The sequence below is a fragment of the Micromonospora sp. NPDC018662 genome (assembly GCF_044391475.1).
GTDB lineage: Bacteria > Actinomycetota > Actinomycetes > Mycobacteriales > Micromonosporaceae > Micromonospora.
On sequence record NZ_JBISAC010000003.1, the window covers coordinates 853,506 to 874,624 of the forward strand.

Annotated in this window: 16 protein-coding genes and 1 pseudogene; 14 read left to right on the top strand and 3 right to left on the bottom strand. The window is 74.6% G+C overall.

Annotated features, from left to right (window positions below):
- The first annotated feature begins 155 nt into the window (after nt 1–155).
- Nucleotides 156–1,610 (top strand): polysaccharide biosynthesis tyrosine autokinase, encoded by a 1,455-nt coding sequence (locus tag ACH495_RS13440; RefSeq protein ID WP_396857991.1) that lies wholly within the window; start codon nt 156–158, stop codon nt 1,608–1,610.
- Here the strand turns inward: ACH495_RS13440 and ACH495_RS13445 are convergent.
- Nucleotides 1,591–2,145: a low molecular weight phosphatase family protein gene (locus ACH495_RS13445; RefSeq protein ID WP_396857992.1), complete on the bottom strand. Its 555-nt coding sequence runs from the start codon at nt 2,143–2,145 to the stop codon at nt 1,591–1,593. The two genes, ACH495_RS13440 and ACH495_RS13445, sit on opposite strands and share 20 nt — an antisense overlap.
- A gap of 123 nt (nt 2,146–2,268) precedes the next feature.
- On the opposite strand from ACH495_RS13445, the gene ACH495_RS13450 reads away from it, so the two are divergent.
- The 8 genes from ACH495_RS13450 to ACH495_RS13485 all read left to right on the top strand — a co-directional run bounded on the left by ACH495_RS13450 (nt 2,269) and on the right by ACH495_RS13485 (nt 11,310).
- The gene (locus tag ACH495_RS13450) at nt 2,269–3,501 is read left to right on the top strand and encodes a glycosyltransferase family 4 protein (protein ID WP_396857993.1); all 1,233 of its coding nucleotides are present in this window, start codon (nt 2,269–2,271) and stop codon (nt 3,499–3,501) included.
- A gap of 84 nt (nt 3,502–3,585) precedes the next feature.
- Nucleotides 3,586–5,370, top strand: a complete 1,785-nt coding sequence (locus ACH495_RS13455) for a DUF4012 domain-containing protein (RefSeq protein ID WP_396857994.1) — start codon at nt 3,586–3,588, stop codon at nt 5,368–5,370.
- Nucleotides 5,371–5,383: 13 nt separating this feature from the next.
- Nucleotides 5,384–6,034, top strand: coding sequence for a hypothetical protein (locus tag ACH495_RS13460; protein WP_396857995.1), 651 nt, complete (start codon nt 5,384–5,386; stop codon nt 6,032–6,034).
- A gap of 100 nt (nt 6,035–6,134) precedes the next feature.
- Entirely contained in the window at nt 6,135–6,554 is a 420-nt protein-coding gene (locus tag ACH495_RS13465; RefSeq protein WP_396857996.1) for a protein-tyrosine phosphatase family protein, read from the top strand.
- 106 nt (nt 6,555–6,660) lie between these two features.
- Nucleotides 6,661–7,941 carry a D-alanyl-D-alanine carboxypeptidase family protein gene (locus ACH495_RS13470; protein ID WP_396857997.1) on the top strand — a complete coding sequence of 427 codons (1,281 nt, stop codon included), beginning with the start codon at nt 6,661–6,663 and terminating at the stop codon, nt 7,939–7,941.
- Nucleotides 7,942–7,992: 51 nt separating this feature from the next.
- Nucleotides 7,993–9,195, top strand: coding sequence for a glycosyltransferase (locus tag ACH495_RS13475; RefSeq protein ID WP_396857998.1), 1,203 nt, complete (start codon nt 7,993–7,995; stop codon nt 9,193–9,195).
- Nucleotides 9,192–9,911: a polysaccharide deacetylase family protein gene (locus ACH495_RS13480; RefSeq protein WP_396857999.1), complete on the top strand. Its 720-nt coding sequence runs from the start codon at nt 9,192–9,194 to the stop codon at nt 9,909–9,911. The genes ACH495_RS13475 and ACH495_RS13480 overlap by 4 nt, the downstream gene beginning before the upstream one ends.
- Before the next feature lie 94 nt (nt 9,912–10,005).
- On the top strand, nt 10,006–11,310 hold the full coding sequence (locus ACH495_RS13485) for a D-alanyl-D-alanine carboxypeptidase family protein (RefSeq protein WP_396858000.1): 1,305 nt from the start codon (nt 10,006–10,008) through the stop codon (nt 11,308–11,310).
- Between the two features lie 13 nt (nt 11,311–11,323).
- Here ACH495_RS13485 and ACH495_RS13490 read toward each other — a convergent pair whose 3' ends face one another.
- Nucleotides 11,324–12,349, bottom strand: a complete 1,026-nt coding sequence (locus ACH495_RS13490) for a LacI family DNA-binding transcriptional regulator (RefSeq protein WP_396858001.1) — start codon at nt 12,347–12,349, stop codon at nt 11,324–11,326.
- A 190-nt stretch (nt 12,350–12,539) separates the two neighbouring features.
- Between ACH495_RS13490 and ACH495_RS13495 the strand changes: the two genes are divergently transcribed.
- The 4 genes and pseudogenes from ACH495_RS13495 to ACH495_RS13510 form a co-directional block, all read left to right on the top strand.
- Nucleotides 12,540–13,505, top strand: coding sequence for an acetylxylan esterase (locus ACH495_RS13495; protein ID WP_396858002.1), 966 nt, complete (start codon nt 12,540–12,542; stop codon nt 13,503–13,505).
- 52 nt (nt 13,506–13,557) lie between these two features.
- Nucleotides 13,558–14,364 (top strand): M15 family metallopeptidase, encoded by an 807-nt coding sequence (locus ACH495_RS13500; protein WP_396858003.1) that lies wholly within the window; start codon nt 13,558–13,560, stop codon nt 14,362–14,364.
- Nucleotides 14,365–14,431: 67 nt separating this feature from the next.
- On the top strand, nt 14,432–14,938 hold the full coding sequence (locus ACH495_RS13505; protein ID WP_396858004.1) for a DinB family protein: 507 nt from the start codon (nt 14,432–14,434) through the stop codon (nt 14,936–14,938).
- 97 nt (nt 14,939–15,035) lie between these two features.
- A pseudogene (locus ACH495_RS13510) lies at nt 15,036–15,521 on the top strand (alcohol dehydrogenase catalytic domain-containing protein); the annotation flags it as partial.
- A 57-nt stretch (nt 15,522–15,578) separates the two neighbouring features.
- Here ACH495_RS13510 and ACH495_RS13515 read toward each other — a convergent pair.
- Nucleotides 15,579–16,346, bottom strand: coding sequence for an alpha/beta hydrolase (locus ACH495_RS13515; RefSeq protein WP_396858005.1), 768 nt, complete (start codon nt 16,344–16,346; stop codon nt 15,579–15,581).
- A gap of 322 nt (nt 16,347–16,668) precedes the next feature.
- Between ACH495_RS13515 and ACH495_RS13520 the strand changes: the two genes are divergently transcribed.
- A complete protein-coding gene (locus tag ACH495_RS13520) occupies nt 16,669–21,021 on the top strand; it encodes a polymorphic toxin-type HINT domain-containing protein (protein WP_396858006.1) in 4,353 nt (1,450 codons plus the stop codon).
- The last annotated feature ends 98 nt before the right edge of the window (nt 21,022–21,119 follow it).

Consider the following 21,119-nt stretch of genomic DNA (forward strand, 5'->3'; position numbering starts at 1 on the left):
CGGATTTACATCGTCTGCGCATGTCCGGTCGTTTAGATTCGTCTCGTCACCTAACGTGGTTAATAGGCGATTCGATCCTGGCACGACTACTGGGGCTTATAGGGGGCTTTCGTGCAGTTTTCTGGGCAGACCGGCGTGTCGCGAGGGGGAGCGTGATGGATGTTCTCGGCTACCTGCGCCTGGTCCGACGCCACTGGTGGATCATGCTGGTCACGGTGATGCTCACCGTCGGCGCCGCCGCCCTGGTGACGGTCCGGACGCCGCCCCGGTACCAGGCGTCGGTGACCTTCTTCGTCACCACCCCCAGCCAGGCGGTGACCGCCGCCTACCAGGGCAGCCTGTTCCTCCAGCAGCGGGTCAAGTCCTATGCCGACCTGCTCACCAGCGACCGGCTGGCGCAGAGCGTGGTCGCGGACGCCCCGCTCGGGCTCACCGCCGACCAGGTGCGCAGCCGGATCAGCACCTCCACCAAGCCCGACACGGTGCTGCTCACCGCCACCGTCACCGACACCGACCAGACCCGGGCGCTCAAGACCACCGAGGCGCTCTCCGCCAAGTTCACCGAACTGGTCCGGAAGGTGGAGACGCCGCCGAACGAGCAGGTGTCCCCGGTCAAGGTCGAGGTGGTGAGCGGCCCGCGGGTGACCGCCAGCCCGGTCTCCCCGCGGCCGGTGCGCAACCTGGTCCTGGGCGGGCTGCTCGGTCTGCTGGTCGGCGCCGGCCTGGCCGTGCTGCGGGGCCTGGCCGACGTGCGGATGCGGGACGCCGCCGCGCTGCAACGGGTGACCGGCAGCCCGTTGCTGGGTGAGATCCCGTTCGAGTCCGCCGCGAAGTCCTCCCCGCTGATCGTCGGCGACGCCGCCACCTCGGCCCGCGCCGAGGCGGTCCGCAAGCTGCGGACCAACCTGCGCTTCGTGGACGTGCACGAGCCGGCGCGGGTCATCGCGGTCACCAGCGCCCTCCAGGGCGAGGGGAAGACCACCATGGCCTGCAACACCGCCATCGCGCTGGCCGAGGCGGGGTGGCGGGTGCTGCTCATCGACGCCGACCTGCGTCGTCCCAAGGCGGCCGACTACCTCGGCCTCGACGGTGGGATCGGGCTCACCGACGTGCTCGTGGGCGACGTCCAGGTCGGTGACGTGGTGCAGCGCTGGGGCGAGAAGTCGCTGCTGGTGCTGCCCAGCGGCGCCGCCCCGCCGAACCCGAGCGAGCTGCTCGGCTCCAAGGCGATGGCGGACCTGCTGGTGTCGCTGCGCGAGTCCGCCGACATCGTGATCATCGACACCGCCCCGTTGCTCGCGGTCACCGACGGTGTGGTGGTGGCCGTCCAGGCCGACGGCGCGCTCCTGGTCACCCAGCAGGGGCGGACCTCGCGCAGTCAGGTGGCCGCCGCGACGCGGGCGCTCAGCTCGGTGTCGGTACGCCTGCTCGGCTGCGTGCTCAACATGGCCAAGGTGGGCAAGTCCGACGCCTACCAGTACGAGACGTACAAGGTGGTCGTGCCGCCCGCGACGACCTCGGTGCCCGCGGACCGGGCCGAGGCGGCGCGGCGTGGTGCGCACGTGCCCGCCAGCGATCCGACGCAGGAACTCACCCGGCTGTCGCGATGAGCGCGCGCACGGGCCGGATCGACCGTTCGATCTCCTCGGCGCAGCGCCGGAAGTCGGCCGGGGAGCCTCCGATCGGGTCCGGCAGGTCGTCCGCGCCGGGGGCGGCGGGTTGCAACCGCCCCCGGGCGCGGACGGCCGCCGCCACGGCCACCCGCAGCGGGGTGTCCCCGTTGGCGCCGCACGGCTCGGCCGCGTCGGCGAGGCGGGCGAACTGGCGCAGCGTGAACGTCCGGCCCAACGCGGCCGGAGCCAGCGCCGCGCAGGCCGAGCGCTGTCGCCGGGTCGCGGTCAGCACCAGCGTCGCCCCGGTCAGGTGCTCCGGGCACAGCCGGCGGGTGCGGAAGGCGGTCACGTCCGCGCCGGTCCCGGCGGTCACCTCGACGGCGTACGGGTGCATGGCCGCCCCGTCGACCGCGTCGGTGCCGGCGCTGGCCACCGTCACCGGGAGGCCGGCCAGCAACCGGCGGGCGATGAACTCGGCCATCGGTGACCGGCACATGTTCGCGTGGCAGACGAAGAGCACCCCGTCGCGCATCTGGACCCCTCTGGTCGGTGCGGTCGCGTGCTGCCGGCGGTCGCGGCCGCACGCCGAGGGGATGCCGGCATCGTACGCGCCGCGGGGGACCCGGGTCCGGCAGGCCGCGCCGGGAGCGCAGTCATGAAGATCGGCATCCTGTCGTACCACTTCCCGCCGGAACCGGCGTTCATCCCGGGCAGCCTGGCCGAGGAGCTGGCCGCCCGGGGCCACGAGGTGCGCGTGCTCACCGGTTTCCCGGACCACCCCGGCGGCCAGGTCTATCCGGGCTGGCGGCAGCGGTGGTGGCACCAGACCCGCAGCGAGCGGCTGACCGTCCGCCGGGTGCCCCGGTACGCCGGTGGCGAGGGCTCCGCCCGCGCGCGGGCCGCGGGCCGGCTCTCCTTCGCCGGCAGCGCCGCGCTCGCCGGCCGGCGCTACCTGCGGGGTCTCGACGCGCTGTACGTCCTGCAGATCCCGGCGGTGACCTTCGCCGCGACCGGCCTGCTGCGGCTGCTCGGCCGGATGCCGACGGTGCTGCACGTGCAGGACGTCTGGACGGAGGACGACCCGGCCGCCGGGGCGTCGCGTGGCTGGGCGGGACGGGTGGACGCCGGCCTGCGCCGGCTGTACCGGGAGGCGGACGCGGTAGCGGTCAGCGCGCCGTCCATGCGCGAGCTGGTGCTCGCCGGCGGGGCCGCGCCGGACCGCGTGCGCACGGTGCTCAACTGGACCGACGAGCGCCTGTTCCGCCCGGCCGAGCCCGGTCCCGCCGCTCGCCGGCTGATCCGCCGGGACGACCGGTGCGTGGTGATGCACGCCGGCACGATCGGCGTACGCCAGGGGTTGGAGACCGCGGTCCGGGCGGCGGCCGCGCTGGGGGACCGGATGGACCTGGTCCTGGTCGGCTCGGGCGCGGAGGAGCGGCGGGTGCGGGGGCTCGCCGCCGAGCTGCGCGCGGAGAACGTCCGGTTCGTCGAGCGGCGTTCGCCGGCGGACATGCCGCAGCTGTACGCGGCCGCCGACTACCAGCTCGTCATGCTGCGCGACCGGCCGGAGTTGCGTGGCACCGTGCCCGGCACGTTGCCGGCCGCGCTCTCCTGCGCCGCGCCGGTGGTCGCCTCCGCCGGCGGCGACACCGCGGAGCTGGTGGAGCGGGCCCGGGCCGGGCTGTCCTGCCCGCCGGAGGACTGGGCCGCTCTGGCCGACCGGTTCTGGCTGGCGGCGGCGATTCCCCCGGCCGCCCGGGTCGACATGGGCCGCCGGGGCCGGGACGCCTACCTGCGGCAGATGTCGCTGCGGGCCGGCGTCGACCGGATCGAGGCGTTCCTGCACGAGGTGGCCACGAATCGGAGGAAAAACATGAAAACCGACTAGTGGTCGGATTGGGCTATACATACTGCTATTCAGGCACGGAACACCGAACGTGATCGAAGGCTCGCCGACCCGGAGGAGAGTGGCGTGACGGAACACGGTGCGGCGCATCGTCGACGCCGACGCTCCCGGCGACGCAGCCGGGCCCGGGTCCGCCGCGTCCTGCTGGTCGGGCTGGTCGTCGTCTGCGTGCTGCTCTCCGTGGGTGGCTGGGTCACGTTCCGGGGCTGGCAGGCCCGGGCCCACCTGGTGAACGCCGCCGGGCTCGCCAAGGACCTCAGCTCCCAGGTGCTGGACGGTGACGTGGCACGGGCCCAACGCACCCTGGCCGCGTTGCAGGAGCAGGCCGCCGCGGCCCGCGGGGCGACCGGGGACCCGGCCTGGTGGCTCGGCCAGCGGACCCCGTACGCCGGGGACGACCTGACGGCGGTCCGACAGATCTCGGTGGCGGTGGACGACCTGGCCCGGCTCGCCTTTCCCACGCTGCTCCGGGTCGACCTCGCCTCGCTGGTGCCGAAGCAGGGCCGGCTCGATGTGAGCCGCCTGCGCGCGGTCGCGGCGGAGGTGTCCGACGCCGACCAGGCGGTCCGCCGGACCGCGGAGCGGTTGCGCGCGGTGCCGATCGGTGGCCTGGTGCCCCAGGTGCGGGACGCGGTGACCGCGCTGCGGGCGGAGTTGGACCAGTTGGGCGACCTCACCTCGGCCGCCGACCGCGGCGCGCGGTTGTTGCCGCCGCTGCTGGGTGCCGACGGCCCGCGCAGCTACCTGCTCGTCTCGCAGAACCCGGCCGAGCTGCGCGCCACCGGCGGCATGTTCGGCGCGTACGCCGTGCTGCGCGCCGACAACGGCCGGATCGAACTGGCCGGCCAGGGGCGCGCCAGCCAGTTGCCCCTCTTCGACCCCCCGCTGAAGGTGGACCCGGAGGTGCGTCGGCTCTGGTCCGACCTGCCGGGGATGTACCCGGCGGACGTCAACCTCAGTCCGGACTTCCCGACCGCCGCCGCGCTCTACCGGGAGATGGTGCGCCGTCGCACCGGAATCACGGTGGACGGCGTGCTGGCGGTGGATCCGGTGGTGCTGTCGTACCTGCTCGGCGTCATCGGTCCGGTCACCGTGCCGGACGGGCCGGCGCTGGCCGGCAGCACCGCCGTGCGGACCCTGCTCAGCGACTCGTACCGGGACCTGGACACGCGGGCCCAGGACGCGTTCTTCGCGCGGGCCGCCGCGGGGGTGTTCGGCGCGTTGTTCACCAAGGCGGTGGACGCGAAAGCCCTTTTGACCGTTATTAGACGCTCAATCCAGGAACGTCGGATATTGTTCTGGAGTGTCCGATCTGAGGAACAGCGCGCGCTGGCCGGCACCCGGCTGGCCGGGCAGCTACCGGAGCAGGACACCGTGCCGACAGTCGGCGTGTTCCTCAACGACGGCAGCGGCGCGAAGCTCGGCTACTACCTCAGGTTCTCGGCCGCCCTGACGGTCGGCGCGTGCCAGCCGGACGGGCGCCGCGAACTGCGGCTGCGGGTCACTGTGCACTCCACCGCCCCGCGGTCGGGTCTGAGCAAGTCGGTCACGGGCCTGGCCCTGTCCGGCGACAAGTACACCGCGCGCACGTTCGTCTCGGTACACACGCCCACCGGCGGCGCGGTCCTCGCCGGCCGGCTGGACGGCCGGGCCACCGCGATGGGCGGCGGGCTCGACCGCCGCCGTCAGGTGGCGGTGGCGACCGTGGAGGTCGGCCCGGGGCAGACCCGGACGCTCGACGTCACGCTGCTCACCGGCCAGAACGGGGCGGGCACGGCCGAGTTGGTGCTCACTCCCACCGTCACCCCGTGGACCACCCAGATAACCACCGCACCCAGATGTGAACAGTAGGAGGGAATCCATCATGCGGCTATCCCGCATCATCATGGCGCTCTCGGTGGGCTTGGCCGTCGTGGCCGCGCCGACCGCGGCCGGGGCGGCGCAGCCGCAGCCACCGGTCTACCCGCCCGCACAACCGTCGGTGACCGTGACACCGTCCACCATCACGCTCGGCCAGACCTTCACGGTCTGTGCCCGGGGCTTCCTGCCGAACGAGCAGGTGCGGTTCGACGTCACCATCACCGACCTGCCCCTCGCCGCCCCGGCCGAGGGGACCGCGCGGCGCAGCGACGGCAGCACGGTGGCGATGACGACTGTCGCGTACACGGCGGGCCGTCCCAAGCCGACCAGCGGTCCCACGCCGCAGCCGGCGCCCACGACGTTCACCGCCACGGCCGACGCGAACGGCGTCTGCTGCGTGTCGTACCGGCCGACCCGGCCGGGCCGCTACACGTTCACCGCGACCGGGTTGACGTCCGGCCGGACCGCCAGCGCCAGCGCCACGGTGCTCCCGGTACGACCGACCCACCCGCCGCGTCCGCCGCACCACGGCGGTCACCTGCCCGTCACGGGTGGCAGCATCGGCACGCCGCTGAAGCTCGGCGGTGGCCTGGCCGGTGCCGGCGCGGTGCTGCTGCTGGCCTCCCTGGCCTGGCGCCGCCGTCGCCTCGGCTGACCCGAGGCGCGCCGGGGGAGGACCCCGGGCGATCGTGAGTGCCCGCCGGAGAAGCTCCGGCGGGCACCCGCGTGTCCGGGGCACGCCGCACAATGACCTGGTGCACCCGACGCCACCGTGGACGGATCCCGCCGGTCTCCTCACGCTGCCCGGCGGCGCCACCGTGCGGGGCCGCCGCGTCGCCGCGACGGCCTCACCCGCCGACTTCGCCCTGCTGCTGGCGCCCGGGCCCGAGCCGGCCTGGCCGGCGCGGCGGATCCGCTGGCCCGACTTCTGGCTCCCACTGGACCGCGCCGACGCCCTCGACGCGTTACGTGAGGCGCGGCGGCGCGCGTACGCCGGCCAGCGGGTCGAGGTCGCCTGCTACGGCGGCGTCGGCCGCACCGGCACCGCGCTGGCCGCCCTGGCGGTGCTGGACGGGCTGGACCCCGAGCGGGCGGTCGCCTGGGTGCGCGCGCACTACCACCCGCGTGCCGTGGAGACGCCGTGGCAGCGGCGGTGGCTGCGCGGCGTGCGCTGACGGGCCACCGTCGCGACCACGGCGCGGAGCCGGCGAAGCGGCGCACCGTCACCGGCCCGGGTGAGCCGCGCCGCCTTCGCGGTCGCGCTGGGTAAGGTGCCTCTTCATGAGAGCCCGGGTCCTGGCCGCCGCCACCGCCGTCACCCTGCTCGTGGCCGGGGCGCCCGCCCCGGCGGAGGGCGCGCCCGCGCCGGCGCCCGGGCCCGGCGCCACGGTGTCCTGCCCGCGGCTGCCCGCGCCGAAGGTGTCCCGGCCACCGCGCCCCGTCCCGCCGGCGCCGGTGCCGGAGCAGCAGGTGGTGGGCGGCGAGACGCTGGCCGGTCCGGGCCTCGTCACCCCACCCGGCAGTCCCGCGCCGCCCGCGGTCACCGCCACCACCTGGCTGGTCGCCGACCTGGACAGTGGCGCCGTGCTGGGCGCCTGCGGGCCGCACGCGTACGGCACGCCGGCCAGCACCCAGAAGCTGCTGCTGGCCGCCACCATGCTGAGCCGTCTCGACCCGAAGCAGGTGGCGGTCGCGACCCAGGCGGACCTGGACATCGAGCCCGGCAGCTCGGCGGTGGGCCTGCTGGTCGGCGGGCGCTACCCGGTGGAGACGCTCTGGTTGGGCCTGCTGCTCCAGTCCGGCAACGACGCGGCGAACATGCTGGCGCGGCTCGGCGCCGGCAGCGCCCGGGCCGGGGTCGAGCAGATGAACGCCGAGGCGCGTCGGCTCGGCGCGTTGCAGACCCGGGCGGTCACGCCGTCCGGCCTGGACGGTCCGGGGCAGTTCACCAGCGCGTACGACCTGGCGCTGATCGCCCGTGCCTGCTTCGCCGACCCCCGCTTCCGCCGCTACGCGTTGACCGAGCGGGCCCAGATCCCCGCCCAGCCCGCGCTGAAGAAGGGCGGGTTCCAGATCCAGAACGAGAACCAGTTGATCTACCGCTACCCGGGCGCGCTGGGCGGCAAGACCGGCTTCACGGAGCTGGCCCGGCACAGCTACGTCGGCGCCGCCCAGCGCGGCGGGCGCCGGCTGGTGGTGACGCTGCTCGGTGCCGAGGCCCGGCCGGTACGCGGCTGGCAGCAGGGCGCGCAACTGCTCGACTGGGGCTTCGCGCTGCCCCGGGACGCGTCGGTCGGCCGGCTGGTCGACCCGGGTGAGCTGGACCAGCCGGCCGAGCCGGCGGTGACGAAGGCGCCGGCGGCCGCCGCGCCCGCGCCCGCGCGGCCGACGTCGCGACCGTGGCGGGGGCCGGCCGGCACCGCGCTGCACCGGATGGCCGACGGGGACTGGACGCTCATCGTGCCCGCCGCCGGGCTGCTGGCGCTCGTCGTGGGCGGGGCGGTGACGGTGCTCGCCGCCCGGCGGGGCCGTACCCGGCGGTCCGGTCGCCGCCGCGCCTGACCGGTCCCGGTCCGGCCGCGTGGACGCCGTCCGGGTGGGTATGCGCCGCCCATGGCGCACCCGGGACGGATCGTGGTGGTCTCCGCGGACATCGGCGCCGGGCACGACCGGGCCGCCGACGAGCTGGCGGAGCGCCTGCGCGGCCGGGGCTTCCAGGTGGACCGGTTGAACCTCCTCCACCTGCTGCCCGGCCCGGTGCACCGCGCCGTGCGGGAGGCGTACCGGGGGGTGCTGCACCGGCTTCCCCGGGGCTACCACCTGATCTTCCGGCTCACCAGCCGGTCCCGGGTGTCGGTCCGTGCCATCCGCGCCCTGCTGCGCCCGTTCCGGGCCCGGATCCGCCGCCGCATCCCGCCGGACACGAGGGCGGTGGTGACCACCTACCCGTTCGCCAACCAGCTTCTCGGGCCGCTGCGGCGCCGTGGCGGGCTCCGTGTCCCGGTCCTCACCTACGTGACCGATTTCGTGGTGCATCCGACCTGGCTGGCGCCGGGCGTGGACGTGTACTGCACGGTGCGGCACGCCGAGCTGCAACGGGGCGCGGACGTCGACGTCGCGGTGGTCCAGCCGTTGGTCTCGCGGGCGTTCGCCGGGGGTGCCGGACTGGACCGGCGGCGGGCCCGGGAGCGGTTCGGCCTGCCGCCGGACGGCGTGCTCGCCCTGGTGGTGGCGGGGTCGTGGGGCGCCGGCGAGGTGGCGGCCACGGTGGCGGAGGTGGGCGCGACCGGCGCGTGGCCGGTGGTGGTGTGCGGGCGTAACCGGGCGCTGCGCCGACGGCTGAGTGGTCCCGGCCGGCACGTGCTGGGCTGGGTGGAGGACATGCCGGCGCTGATGCGGGCGGTGGACGTGGTGGTGGAGAACGCCGGCGGGCTGACCTGCCAGGAGGCGCTCGCGGCCGGGGTGCCGGTGGTCACCTACCGTCCCCTCCCCGGGCACGGGCGGGCGAACGCCGACGTCCTCGCCCGGTCCGGCCTCACCCGGTGGGCGGCGACGCCGGAACAGCTCGGCCCGGTGCTCGCGGCCGTGCTCGGGGCCGGCCCGCCGACCGCGCCGCACCACCGCGCGCCGCCGCCGGACGGCGTGGAGCGACGCGCCGGATCACCCGAGGATCCGGCCGGACTGGTCGCCGAGGCCGCGCGCCGGGCCGTCCCGGCCGGGCCGGCCGACCCGGGGCGCCGGCCGCTGCTGGACCCGGTCGGCGACGCGGTGGCAGTCGTCGCCGCGCTGCTCCAGTCCACCGGCGGGCTGCGGTGAGGTTCGCCGCTCTGGCCGGCGCGGCGGTGGCGCTGCCGGTGGTCCAGGCGGCGCCGGCGGTGACCACGCTGCCGGCCCTCCGGCGGCGCCTGCTGCCCGGCCTGCACGGCCTCGGGTCGCCCGACCGGGTCGCGTTGACCTTCGACGACGGCCCGGACCCGGAGTCGACGCCGCACTTCCTGGACGCGCTGGCCGCGCACCGGGTCCGGGCCACGTTCTTCGTGCTCGGCGTGATGCTGCGCCGCCGACCGGACCTGGGCCGCCGGCTCGTCGCGGCCGGCCACGAGGTGGCCCTGCACGGCTGGGCGCACGACAACCTACTGCTGCGTGGACCGGCCGGCACCGTCCGTGACCTGACCCGCGCGTACGACCTGGTGGTGGACGTGACCGGCCGGCCGCCGGCGTTCCTGCGCCCGCCGTACGGGGTGCTCACCGGCGCGACCCTGGTCGCCGCCCGGCGGCTGCGCCTACGGCCGGTGCTGTGGAGCTGCTGGGGGCGGGACTGGACCGCGTCGGCGACCGGGGAGACCGTCCGGCGACGCGTCCTGGCCGGGTTGCGCGGCGGCGGCACGGTCCTGCTGCACGACTCCTCCTGCGCCGCCGCGCCGGGCGCCTGGCGGGCCGGTCTCGCCGCGCTGCCCGGCCTGCTCGCGGAGTGCCACCGCCGGGGGTGGCGGGTCGGCCCGCTCGGCGCGCACGGGCTCGCCGCGCGGTGACCGGGAGCGCGGACCCTACCGCCAGGCATCGGCTCCGGGACGCGAATCCCGGAGCCGGCGACCCGTTCGGGTGGGCGTGGCTAGCGTGCGGGTCATGAGGACCTGGGGACCGTCCGTGGCGCTGGCCGCCGCCCTGCTGCTGCCGCTGTCGACGCCGGTGACACCCGCCGTGGCGGCGGCCCGGACCGCCGGTGGGTCGGCCCGCCGGCTGCCGGGCGGAGCGCCGCCCTGCCCGAACGTGCCGGCCCCGGCGACCCGCCCGCCGCAGGCCCCGCCGCCGCCCGAGCCGGCCGCCCGGTCCGTCGGCGGCGCGGCGCTGGACACTACGGGTCTCGTCGTCCCGCCCGCGGCGACCGCGACGCCGCCGCCGGTGACCGCGACGTCGTGGCTGGTCGCGGACCTGGACACCGGCGCGGTGCTCGGCGGCTGCGGCCCGCACGAGTACGGCGTCCCGGCCAGCGTGCAGAAGCTGCTGCTGGCCGCCACCATGCTGCCCCGGCTGGACCCGAACCGGGAGGTCACCATGACCGCCGGTGACCTGGCGATCGAGCCGGGCAGCTCGGCGGTGGGGCTGGCCGAGGGCGGGCACTACCGGATCGAGACGATCTGGCTGGGCCTGCTGCTGAAGTCGGGCAACGAGGCGGCCAACGCCCTGGCCCGGCTCGGCGGCGGCCCGGACGGGCTGGCCGGCGGCGTACGCGCGATGAACGAGGAGGCGCACCGGCTCGGCGCCCGGCAGACGCACGCGGTCACGCCGTCCGGGCTGGACGGTCCGGGGCAGTTCACCAGCGCGTACGACCTGGCGTTGATCGCGCGGGCGTGCTTCCGCGAGCCGGCCTTCCGGCGCTACACCGCCACCCGCACCGCGCAGGTGCCCGGCCAGCCGGCGCTGCACGAGAAGGCGTTCCAGATCCAGAACGACAACATGCTGCTGGACCACTATCCGGGCGCGCTCGGTGGCAAGACCGGCTTCACCGATCTGGCCCGGCACACGTACGTCGGCGCGGCCGAGCGGGGCGGCCGCCGGTTGGTGGTGACGCTGCTCGGCGCGGAGATTCCCACCCAGCGCGGCTGGCAGCAGGGCGCGGCGCTGCTGGACTGGGGGTTCGGGCTGCCCCGGGACGCGTCGGTCGGCCGCCTGGTGGAGCCGGGCGAGCTGGACCGCGCGGCGACGCCCGCCGCCACCGGGGCCGCGTCCGCGCTGGCCGGGCACGCGGACCTGGGCGGCGGCGCGGCGCGGCCCGGCGCGGGGTCGGACGTCGGCCTGCCGCTGGCGGTGGGCGCGGTGGTGGTGACCGGGGGAGCGGTGCTGCTGGCCCGTCGCCGCCGGCACGCGACGGCCGTGGCGCTGTCGGCCGCGCCCGGGCTGCGGGAGGCGGATGTTCCGGAAGGAGACTGAGGCGTCCCGCCGGTCAGCGGCCGGCGGGGGCCGCGGTGCTGTCCCGCACCACCAGTTCGGTGGCCAGCTCGATGCGGGGCGACTCGATCTCCTCACCCTGGGCCAGGCGCAGCACGGTGCGGGCGGCGAGCCGCCCCATCTCCACCAGCGGCTGGCGCACGGTGGTCAGCGGCGGTGACGCCCACCGGGCCTCCGGCAGGTCGTCGAAGCCCACCACGGAAACGTCGTCGGCGACCCGCAGGCCGCGCCGGCGCACCGCCTCGTAGACCCCGAAGGCCATCTGGTCGCTGGCCGCGAAGATCGCGGTGGGCGGGTCGTCGAGGTCGAGCAGCGCGCCGCCGGCCGTGTAACCGGAGGCGTGGTAGAAGTCGCCGGGGTGCACCAGCCGGTCGTCGGCCGGCACGCCGGCGGCGGCCAGCGCGGCCCGGTAGCCGTCCAGCCGGGCCCGGCTGCACAGCAGGTGCGGCGGGCCGGCGACGAACCCGATCCGCTGGTGGCCGAGGGTCAGCAGGTGCTCGGTGGCGGACAGGCCGCCGGTCCAGTTGGTGGCGCCGATCGCCGGCACGTCCGTCCCGGCCACGCCGGCGTCCGGGTCGACCACCACCACCGGCACGTTGAGCCGGCGCAGTTGCGCGTGCACCGCCGGGCTCAGGTGCGAGGTCACCACGATGACGCCGTCGGAGGCGCGGGCGCGCAGGTTGTGCAGCCACTGCCGGGTGGAGCTGGACTCGCGGTGCACGGCCGAGACGACGATGCCCACCCCGGCGGCGTGGCCGACGTCCTCCACCCCACGGATGATCTCCACGGCCCAGGGGCTGTCCAGGTCGTTGAAGACCAGGTCGACCAGGTCCGCCCGGCGTACGGTGCGGCTGTTGCGTCGCCGGTAGCCGTGGTGGCGCAGCAGCTCCTCGACCCGCTCCCGGGTGTCCGGCGCGACGTCGGAACGCCCGTTGAGCACCCGTGACACGGTGGGCACCGAGACGCCGGCCTCCCGTGCGATCGCGGTGATGGTCACCCTGCGCTCGTCGTCCGCGCTCACCCGTGTTCCCTTCGCCGGCTGCCGGACCGACCGGAAAACCGTTCCGCCCCACGGACATCTTGCCGTACGTCGAGGGCTTGACGACAGATCGACCCGGTCCTAGCGTTCGGACAAGTTGCGGAAACCTTCCGGAAACGCGTCGGCGACCGTGCGACGACGTGCCGCCGCCGACCGACGAGGAAGCCCAGGCGTGTTCACCGACCTGACCGAGGCCGAGCTCCGCCAGCACCGCAGCGACCTGCGCGAACCGCCGGACTTTGACACCTTCTGGGCCGAGACGCTGGCGGAGGCCCGCTCCTGCGGCGACCCGGCGACCGTGACCGCGGTGTCCACCCCGCTGGCGGCGGTGGACGTCTTCGACGTGACGTTCCCCGGCTTCGCCGGGCAACCGGTCCGGGCCTGGCTGCGGGTGCCCCGGGGCGCGTCCACGCCGCTGCCGACAGTGGTGCAGTACGTCGGCTACGGCGGCGGGCGCGGCCACCCGCTGGAGAACCTGCTCTGGTCCGCCGCCGGCTTCGCCCACCTCCAGATGGACACCCGCGGCCAGGGCTCGGGGTGGAGCCGCGGCGACACCCCGGACGTCGCGGCGGCCGGGCCGCAGGCGCCCGGCATGGCCACCCGGGGCGTGGAGGACCCGCGCCGCTACTACTACCGGCGTTTCCTCACCGACGCGGTCCGGGCCGTCGACGCCGCCGGTGACCTGCCGGGCGTCGACCCGACCCGGCTCGCCGTGCTGGGCCACAGCCAGGGCGGGGCCGCCGCGCTGGCCGCCGCCGCGCTGGCGTCGGGGGTCCGCGCGGCGGTCGCGCACGTGCCGTTCCTCTGCGACATCCCGCGTGCCGTGACGCTCACCGACTCGCCGCCGTTCCGTGAGATCCGGGACTACCTGGCCGTGCACCGGGGCCGGGAGGAGCAGGTGTTCCACACGCTCGGCTACGTCGACGGGGTCGCGTTCGCCCGGCGCGCCGACGTGCCGGCCCGCTTCTCCGTCGCGTTGATGGACGAGATCGTCCCGCCGTCGACGGTGTACGCCGCCTACCACGACTACCGGGGGGAGAAGGAGCTGACGGTGTGGCGCTTCAACGGCCACGAGGCGGGCGGCATCGACGACGACGCCGCCGCTGTCGACTTCCTCCAGGCGACGCTCACCGACTGAAGCTCGCCGATGCCGGCCCGGCGGCGGGGCGTCGGCTGGTAGACACGGCAGCGTGCGCAGACGTACGACGGTGGTCCTGGTCGTGGTGGTCGCGGCCCTCGCGGCCGGCTGCCAGCGGCCCGCGCCGCGCCCGACGCCGTCGGCCACCCCGACCGGCCCCCGTGCCCCGGCCGACATCGTCGACCTGGCCACCGTCGACCCAGGCGTGCGCACCGACATCCGGTACGCCGGCGCGCACAACTTCGTCGGCCGGCCGATCGACGGCTACCCCGAGCCGCTCTGCCTGCTCACCCGCCGGGCCGCGGCGGCGCTGCACCGGGTGCAGGCCGCCGCGCTCGCCCGCGGACGCGGCCTGAAGGTGTACGACTGCTACCGCCCGCAGCGGGCCGCGAACGAGTTCGTCGCCTGGGCGAAACGCCCGCAGGAGCAGCAGATGAAGGCGGAGTTCTACCCCGACGTGCCGAAGGACCGGCTCTTCGCCGACGGCTACCTCGGCGCGCCCACGGCGCACAGCCGGGGCAGCACGCTCGACCTGACGCTGGTCCCGGTGCCCACCCCCGCGCAGCCCGGCTACGCGCCGGGCCAGCCGCTGCTGCCCTGCACCGCGCCCGCCGGCCGGCGCTTCGCCGACGACTCGGTCGACATGGGCACCGGGTTCGACTGCTTCGACCCGCGTGCCCACACCGCCGCCGCGGGGCTCACCGACACCGCCCGCCGGAACCGGGCGTTGCTGAAGGAGTTGATGACGGCGCAGGGCTTCGAGAACTATCCGCGCGAGTGGTGGCACTACCGGTACGTGGACGAGCCGTACCCGGACACCTGGTTCGACTTCCCGGTGGCCCGCTCCGCGCTGCGGTGACCCGGTTGCCTCATGATCCACGACGGTTAGGCTCCGGGGGACCGACCCCGCCCCGGAAGGACCTCCCGTGACCATCGAACGGATCGGCCCGCCGCTGCGCGCCGGCGAGCGGGAGACGCTGCGCGCGTTCCTCGACTTCCACCGCGCCACGCTGGCCCTCAAGTGCGAGGGACTGACCGACGAGGAGCTGCGCCGGCGGTCCTCGCCGCCGTCCACGCTGTCCCTGCTCGGCCTGGTCCGGCACATGGCGGAGGTGGAACGCGCCTGGTTCCGTCGCGTCATCGCCGCCGAGGACGTGCCGCTGGTCTGGTCGGAGACCGACGACTACCAGGCGGCGTACGACGCGCGCGACGCCGACCGCGCGGAGGCGTTCGAGGCGTGGCAGCGGGAGGTCGCGCACGCCCGCCGGATCGAACTCGCGGCCGAGTCGCTCGACGTGATCGGCCACCAGGCCCGTTGGGGCGAGGACGTCTCGCTGCGCCTGGTGATGCTGCACATGATCCACGAGTACGCCCGGCACAACGGCCACGCCGACCTGCTCCGCGAGGCCGTCGACGGCACCGTCGGCGTGTAAGGCGGGGCCCCCTGTTAACGCCTGCGGTAGAGGCGGGGCCCCCGCTTAACACCTCGATCACGGTGAGCGGGACCTCGGTCCCGCCCAGGTCCAGCCGGGCCGGGTGCTCGGCCATGAGGCGGTCGGCACGGTCGGCACGGTCGTCGCGATCGGTGACGGCGTCGCCAACCTCCTCCCGGGCGACCGGGTCCTCGCCTCCTGCATCTCCGCCTGCGGCGTCTGCGGCTACTGCCGCGAGGGCGCCTACGGGCAGTGCCTGGGCGGCGGCGGGTGGATCCTCGGGCACACCGTCGACGGCGTGCAGGCCGAGTACGCCCGCATCCCGTTCGCCGACCTGTCCACCTACCGCCTGCCGGACAGTGTCCCGGACGAGGCGGCCGTGCTGCTGGCCGACATCCTGCCCACCTCGTACGAGGTCGGCGTGCTCACGCCCAAGCTGCTGGACATGCTGGTCGCCGGCCAGCTCGGCACCGCGCACATGGTGACCCACCGGTACGCGCTGGACCAGATCGTCGAGGCGTACGACGTGTTCTCCCGGCCGGCCGAGACCGGCGCGCTCAAGGTCGTGCTCACCCGGAGCTGAGGGGTGTTAAGCGGGGCCCCCTTCTCTACCGGAGGCGTTAACCGGGGGCCCCGCCTTTCACCGCAGCGGCAGCCAGGCCAGCACGTCGGCGATCCGCGCGTCCCAGTACGCCCAGTCGTGGTCGCCGGGACCGAAGTCCACGGTGAGCGGCCGGCCCTGCCGCCTGGCGGTGTCGACGAACCGGACGTTGTCCTCGTACAGGAAGTCCTCGGTGCCGCACGCGACGTAGAGCGCGGGCAGGTCGTCGCCGGCCCGCTCCAGCAGCGCCACCGTGTCGTCCCCGTCCGGTGCGGGGCCGTCGCCCCAGACGGTGTGCCACACCGCCGGGTCGAGCGGGCTGGTCGGGTGGTTCCGCCGGTGCACCACGTCGAGCGCGCCGGAGAGGCTGGCCGCCGCCGCGAACCGGTCCGGGTGGCGCAGCGCCCACTTCACCGCGCCGTAGCCGCCCATCGACAGGCCGGCCACGAACGTGTCCTCCCGGCGGGTGGAGAGGCGGAAGAACGACCGGCACACCTCGGGCAGCTCCTCGCTGAGGAACGTCCAGTACCGGTTGCCGTGCGCCTCGTCGCAGTAGAAGCTGCGCTGCACCTGCGGCATCACCACGGCCAGCCCCAGCGGGGCGACGTAGCGCTCGATCGACGACCGCCGGGTCCACGCCGTGTCGTCGTCGGTCAGGCCGTGCAGCAGGTACAGCACGGGCGGGTCGCCGTCGCCGGCGCCGGCGGCCATGCCGATCCCGGCGGCGCCCCGGTCGGGCAGCAGCACCGTCATCGAGGTGCCCACGCCGAGCGCCTCGGAGAAGAAGTCACATCGCAGGAGCGCCACGGCATTCGATGCTACGCGCCAACCCTGGGGTGTGATTCGTCGCCCATGTCCGCACGGGCATCGGCCGTCCGACCGATGCGGTAGCTTGCCCGCTGCCGGTCAGTCACCGTACGGGGGCGGCTGACCTGGTCGTGTCAGGACGGCCGGATCAGGTGGGTGAGGAGTGGCGATCTCTCATGGTCTCCTCCGCCCGGGGCGTTCTCTGCGCTCGCCGGGGAGGGGCGTCCCGCCCGGCGTGGCCCCCGTCGGCGTCGCGTACACGACGCCGTCCGACTACCCGACGCGGTTGCCCGCGTGTCGCTCGTTCCACGAAGGAGTAAGAGTGAGAGGAACGCTGAGATCGGTGTCCTCGTGGCGCCGCCTGACCGCGGTCGGAGCCGCATTGGTGCTGGTCGCGACACTGTTGACGGTGCCGACCTCCGCATCGGCCGCGGTCAGCGCCGCAGCCTCGGAGGCCGACCGGGAACTGGTCGTGCAGGCGTGGCAGTTCGGTGGGCCGGCGGTTCGTGAGGCTGCCGAGAACGCGTTGCTCGGTAGTGACGCCGACATCGCAGCCTTCCTGTCGACCGGATGGGCCCAGCGGTCCAAGGTCGACGAGCGGGTGCGGGTCAACCGCATGATGGCCGGCGGCGGCTTCGCGATCCAGGGCGCGGCGCAGGCGGCACTGGACTCGCCCGACGCCGGAGCTCTCTCGGCATTCCTCGAGTCCGGCTGGCAGTTGCCGGCCAACCAGGACAAACGCGTCCACGTCAACCGGATGATGGCCGCCGGTGGAGCCCAGGTGAAGGCCGCGGCGCAGAAGGCCCTCGACGCAGCCGCCCTGGAGGATCCTCGCTCGACGAACCCCGGCGCGCTGGACGCGTTCATCGAGACGGGCTGGCGGACCCCGTACACGACCGATCTGCGGATCCGGGTGAACCAGATCCTCTCGGCCGCCAGGACCAACGGCAGCGCCACGGTGCAAACGGCCGCTCAGCGCGCTCTCGACATCGGCACCATCGACGCGCTGACCGAGTTCATCGACTCGGGGTGGGCCGTGGCGTCGACGCGGGATCAGGAGATCAGCACGCTCAAGGATCTGGTGGCCGTCGCTGAGGAGGCGCAGAAGCGCACGGAACAGCAGACCCAGATCGCCACGGACGAATCCGCCAAGGCGGTGACCGCCGCCGCTGCCGCCAAGCGGGACGCGGAGATCGCGGCGAGTGCGATGGCCAGTGCGCAGGGCAACGCCCGGCAGGCGGCTGCCGCGGCGCAGCAGGCGGCCAACGCGGCGGACAATGCTGCCAAGGCGGCGCGGCAGGCAGTGGCGGCTTCCCAGGCCGCGATCGCGGCCGCCCGGGTGGCGGCCAACGCGGCCACCCGGGCGGCTTCCGCCGCGGCGCTGACCCGCAAGGCCGCGACGGAGGCCCACCGGGCGGCCGCCCTCGCGGTCACCGATGGCAGCAAGATGAGTGAGGCGCTGAGCACGGCCAAGCGGGCACGTGACGCCGCCGTCCAGGCGAGGAAGGCGGCGGCGGCCTCCGCGGAGGCCGAACGGATCGCCAACCTGATCAAGAATGCTGCCGGGTCGGTGCAGGGCGCCATCGACCAGGCCAAGCTCGCGGTGGGCAAGGCGAAGGAGGCGCTGCGGCAGGCCAAGGAGACCGGCGTCAACACCCAGCAGGCCATCGTGGCGGCCGAGCGCGCCGAGGCCAGCGCCGCGAGGTCCAGTCGCGCGGCCGCCGCGTCGTACTCCTTCGCGAACGAGGCCATCGCGGCCGCGGCTCGTTCCCGCAACGCGGCCAACCGAGCGGCGGCGGACGCGGATCTCGCCGCGGACGCCGCGGAGGAGGCAGCGGCCCACGCGGGCGACGCCACGATGGCGGCGCAACTGTCCACCAAGGCGGCGAACGCCGCGACCGCGGCGGCCAACGAGGCCGTCGCAGCCGCGAACGAGGCCAAGAAGGTGTACGACGCCGCACGTACCGCCGACGCCGAGCGGCTGGCCGCGGCATACGACGACGGCTTGGCCGCGGCGCAGGCCGCCAAGTCGGACATGACGCGTCTGCAACAGGAGGCGGCCTGGGACGCGCAGGAGGCCGCCAGCCGCAGTGCCGAGGTGAACCGCCTCATCGCCGAGGTCACCAACCCGGCGACCGAACGGGCGACCGCCGTCGTCAGCGCCCGCAAGGTCGCTCTGGCGCTGACCGCGTCCAACGGCCCGTGGACCCAGATCGCCGCCGTCAAGGCGCTCGGCGGCACCGACGACGCCGTGCTGCGCTTCGTCCGCACCGGCATCGCGGTCGCCGCGGCCGAGGACGACCGGGCCACCGCGCTGTCGATCGGCGCCGAGGGCAGCGAAGGCCTACGGCAAGCGGCAGAGGCCGCGGTGAACGGCTCGGATGCCGAAGTGGCCGCGTTCCTGCAGAACCAGGACTACCCGGGCCGGCAGACTGACGACCGGATCGCGGTCAACCAGATTCTCAGCCAGGCCCGGGAAGCCGGGCGTACGGTCACCCAGCAGAAGGCTCAGGCGGCCTTGGACGCCGGCACCGGCCCGGCGTTGCGCGACTTCCTGCGCACCGGCCAGTACGCTGCGGCCAACTCCGACGACCGCGTGGACGCCAATCGGATCGTGGCCGCGACGGCGGACGGAACGGAGCTGAAGGCCGCTGCCCAGATCGCACTCGACGGCCCGGCCACCGCGCTGCGGCAGTTCCTGGCGACCGGTCAGTACCAGGCGGCCCGAAACGACCACGACACCGCGGCCCACAACGCCGAGGCCAGCGCCCTGCTCTCCCAGGCGGCGGCCGCCGCCACCCGGGCGGTTCAACAGGCCGAGGAGGCTCAGGCGGTCGCCGCGACGGCCCGTAACGCCGCCGCCGAGGCCCAGACATGGGCGAACCGTGCGAAAGCCTCCGCGACCGCGGCGGCGGGCTTCGCGAACGACGCCCTTGCCTCGGCGAACGCCGCCCAGGCGTCCGCGGACAAGGCCGCTGCCGCCGCCAGTGCGGCCCAGAAGGCAGCAAAGAGCGCCAACGACGCCGCGAAGCGGGCGGCGCACTCGGCCGTGTGGGCCCAGGATTCGTACGAGGTGGCGAAGAGCTATGCCACGGAGGCGGTGCGGGACGCCGAACGGGCCCGCCAGGCCGCGCTGGCCGCGGGCCGGGACTACGACACCGCCCAGCGGTACTACGACGAGGCCTACAACGCCTACGTCGAGAAGGCCCGGGCCGAGGCCGCGATCGCGCGCTTCAACGCGGTGCAGCGATGCCAGGCGTCCAACTTTCCCGGCTCGGATGATTACAAGGACTGCATGCACTACGTCACCCAAAGTGACGACGAGCGGCTGCACGAGTCCTTGTCGAACAGCTACTACTGCGATCGCTTCCCGCCGGAATACCGGAAGAAGTGCATGCGGGAGGCCCCCAGCGTCAACTTCGGCACGCAGATCGGATTGGACGGCGCCCTGGCGCTGACCCTCTTCACGCAGGCCATCGTCGAACTTGCCCTGGCTGCCGAGGTCATCGGCGTGACGATGATCCTCTGCAACGTGGTCTGCGGAGCATTCCTCAGTGTCGCCGGTGGCGCCGAGGCGTCCATGGGCATCGGCGGCGCGTTCGACATGTGGGTGACGGGCTCCCTGGCCGAGCTCGCTGCCGGCGGCTTCACCGGTGCGCGTGCCTTCAGCGGGCTCAAGGGCCTGCTCGGTCTCCGGATGCCCGCGATCGCCGAGCGGCTGATCGTGCGGACCCAGGCCGACGACGCGATGCTGGGCCGACTGGCCGCGATGGGCAGGTCCTGCCGTGTTCCGGGTGCCAGCTTCCCCGCGGGTACCCGCGTGTTGACGGCCGACGGTGCGACGCGGCCGATCGAGGATCTGCGGGCCGGTGACACGGTCGTCACCACCGATCCGTACGCCGATGTCACGGAGTCACGCCGGGTCGGTGCGGCGGTGTCCCGCGATGGCCTGAAGAAGCTGGTCGAGCTGACGGTCGACACCGACGGCGTGGGCGGCGAGGCGACCGGTCGGGTCACCGCGACCGCCGACCATCCCTTCTGGGTGCCGGATCTCGGACGGTGGGTGCACGCCGGCGATCTGCGCGCGGGACAGATGCTGCGGACCAGCGCCGGCACCTGGGTCCAGGTGCTCAAGGCGACGCGGCACACCGAACGGACCACCGTCTACGACCTGTCGGTGGCCAGCCTGCGCACGTTCTACGTGATGGCCGGCTCGACTCCCGTACTGGTTCACAACGAGGAGCCCTGTGACGTCGCACTGGGAATCCGGCGGGCGCTCGGGGGCAATCTGGAGAACTTCGCGAGAGAGCGTGGACTGAGTCACTTCGCCAACCTCTCCGCGGCTACCTGGACCGGGCCGGTCCAGGCCGCCATCTCCAATCCCGCCATCAAGCTCCATGTGAACCTCTACCGCTTCGATGGCAAGACCCCTCAGGAGCAGTTCATCCTGGCCGTCAAGAAGGCGTTGGCCGAGGGCGACAAGGCTCCCGGCACGTGCCGGGAGATGCGCTGGATCGCAGAGGAGGTCATCCCCGGCCACCGGAGGTGGGACACCATCGTCTTCTACGACCAGAGCGGCAGACGGCTGTCCGGAGCGGAGATGCCCGAGCCGGACTGGGACAACAGCGGTCTGAAGCCCGCGTGGCTCGAGAGGTTGCGGGATCCCATCGACTGATCAACTGGTCGTCGCGCGAGAGGAACAGGTGGCGAGGGGCGGTCGTTCCCGGCAGGTCGACGGGAACGACCGCCCCTCGCCGGTGGCCCGCGCGCGGT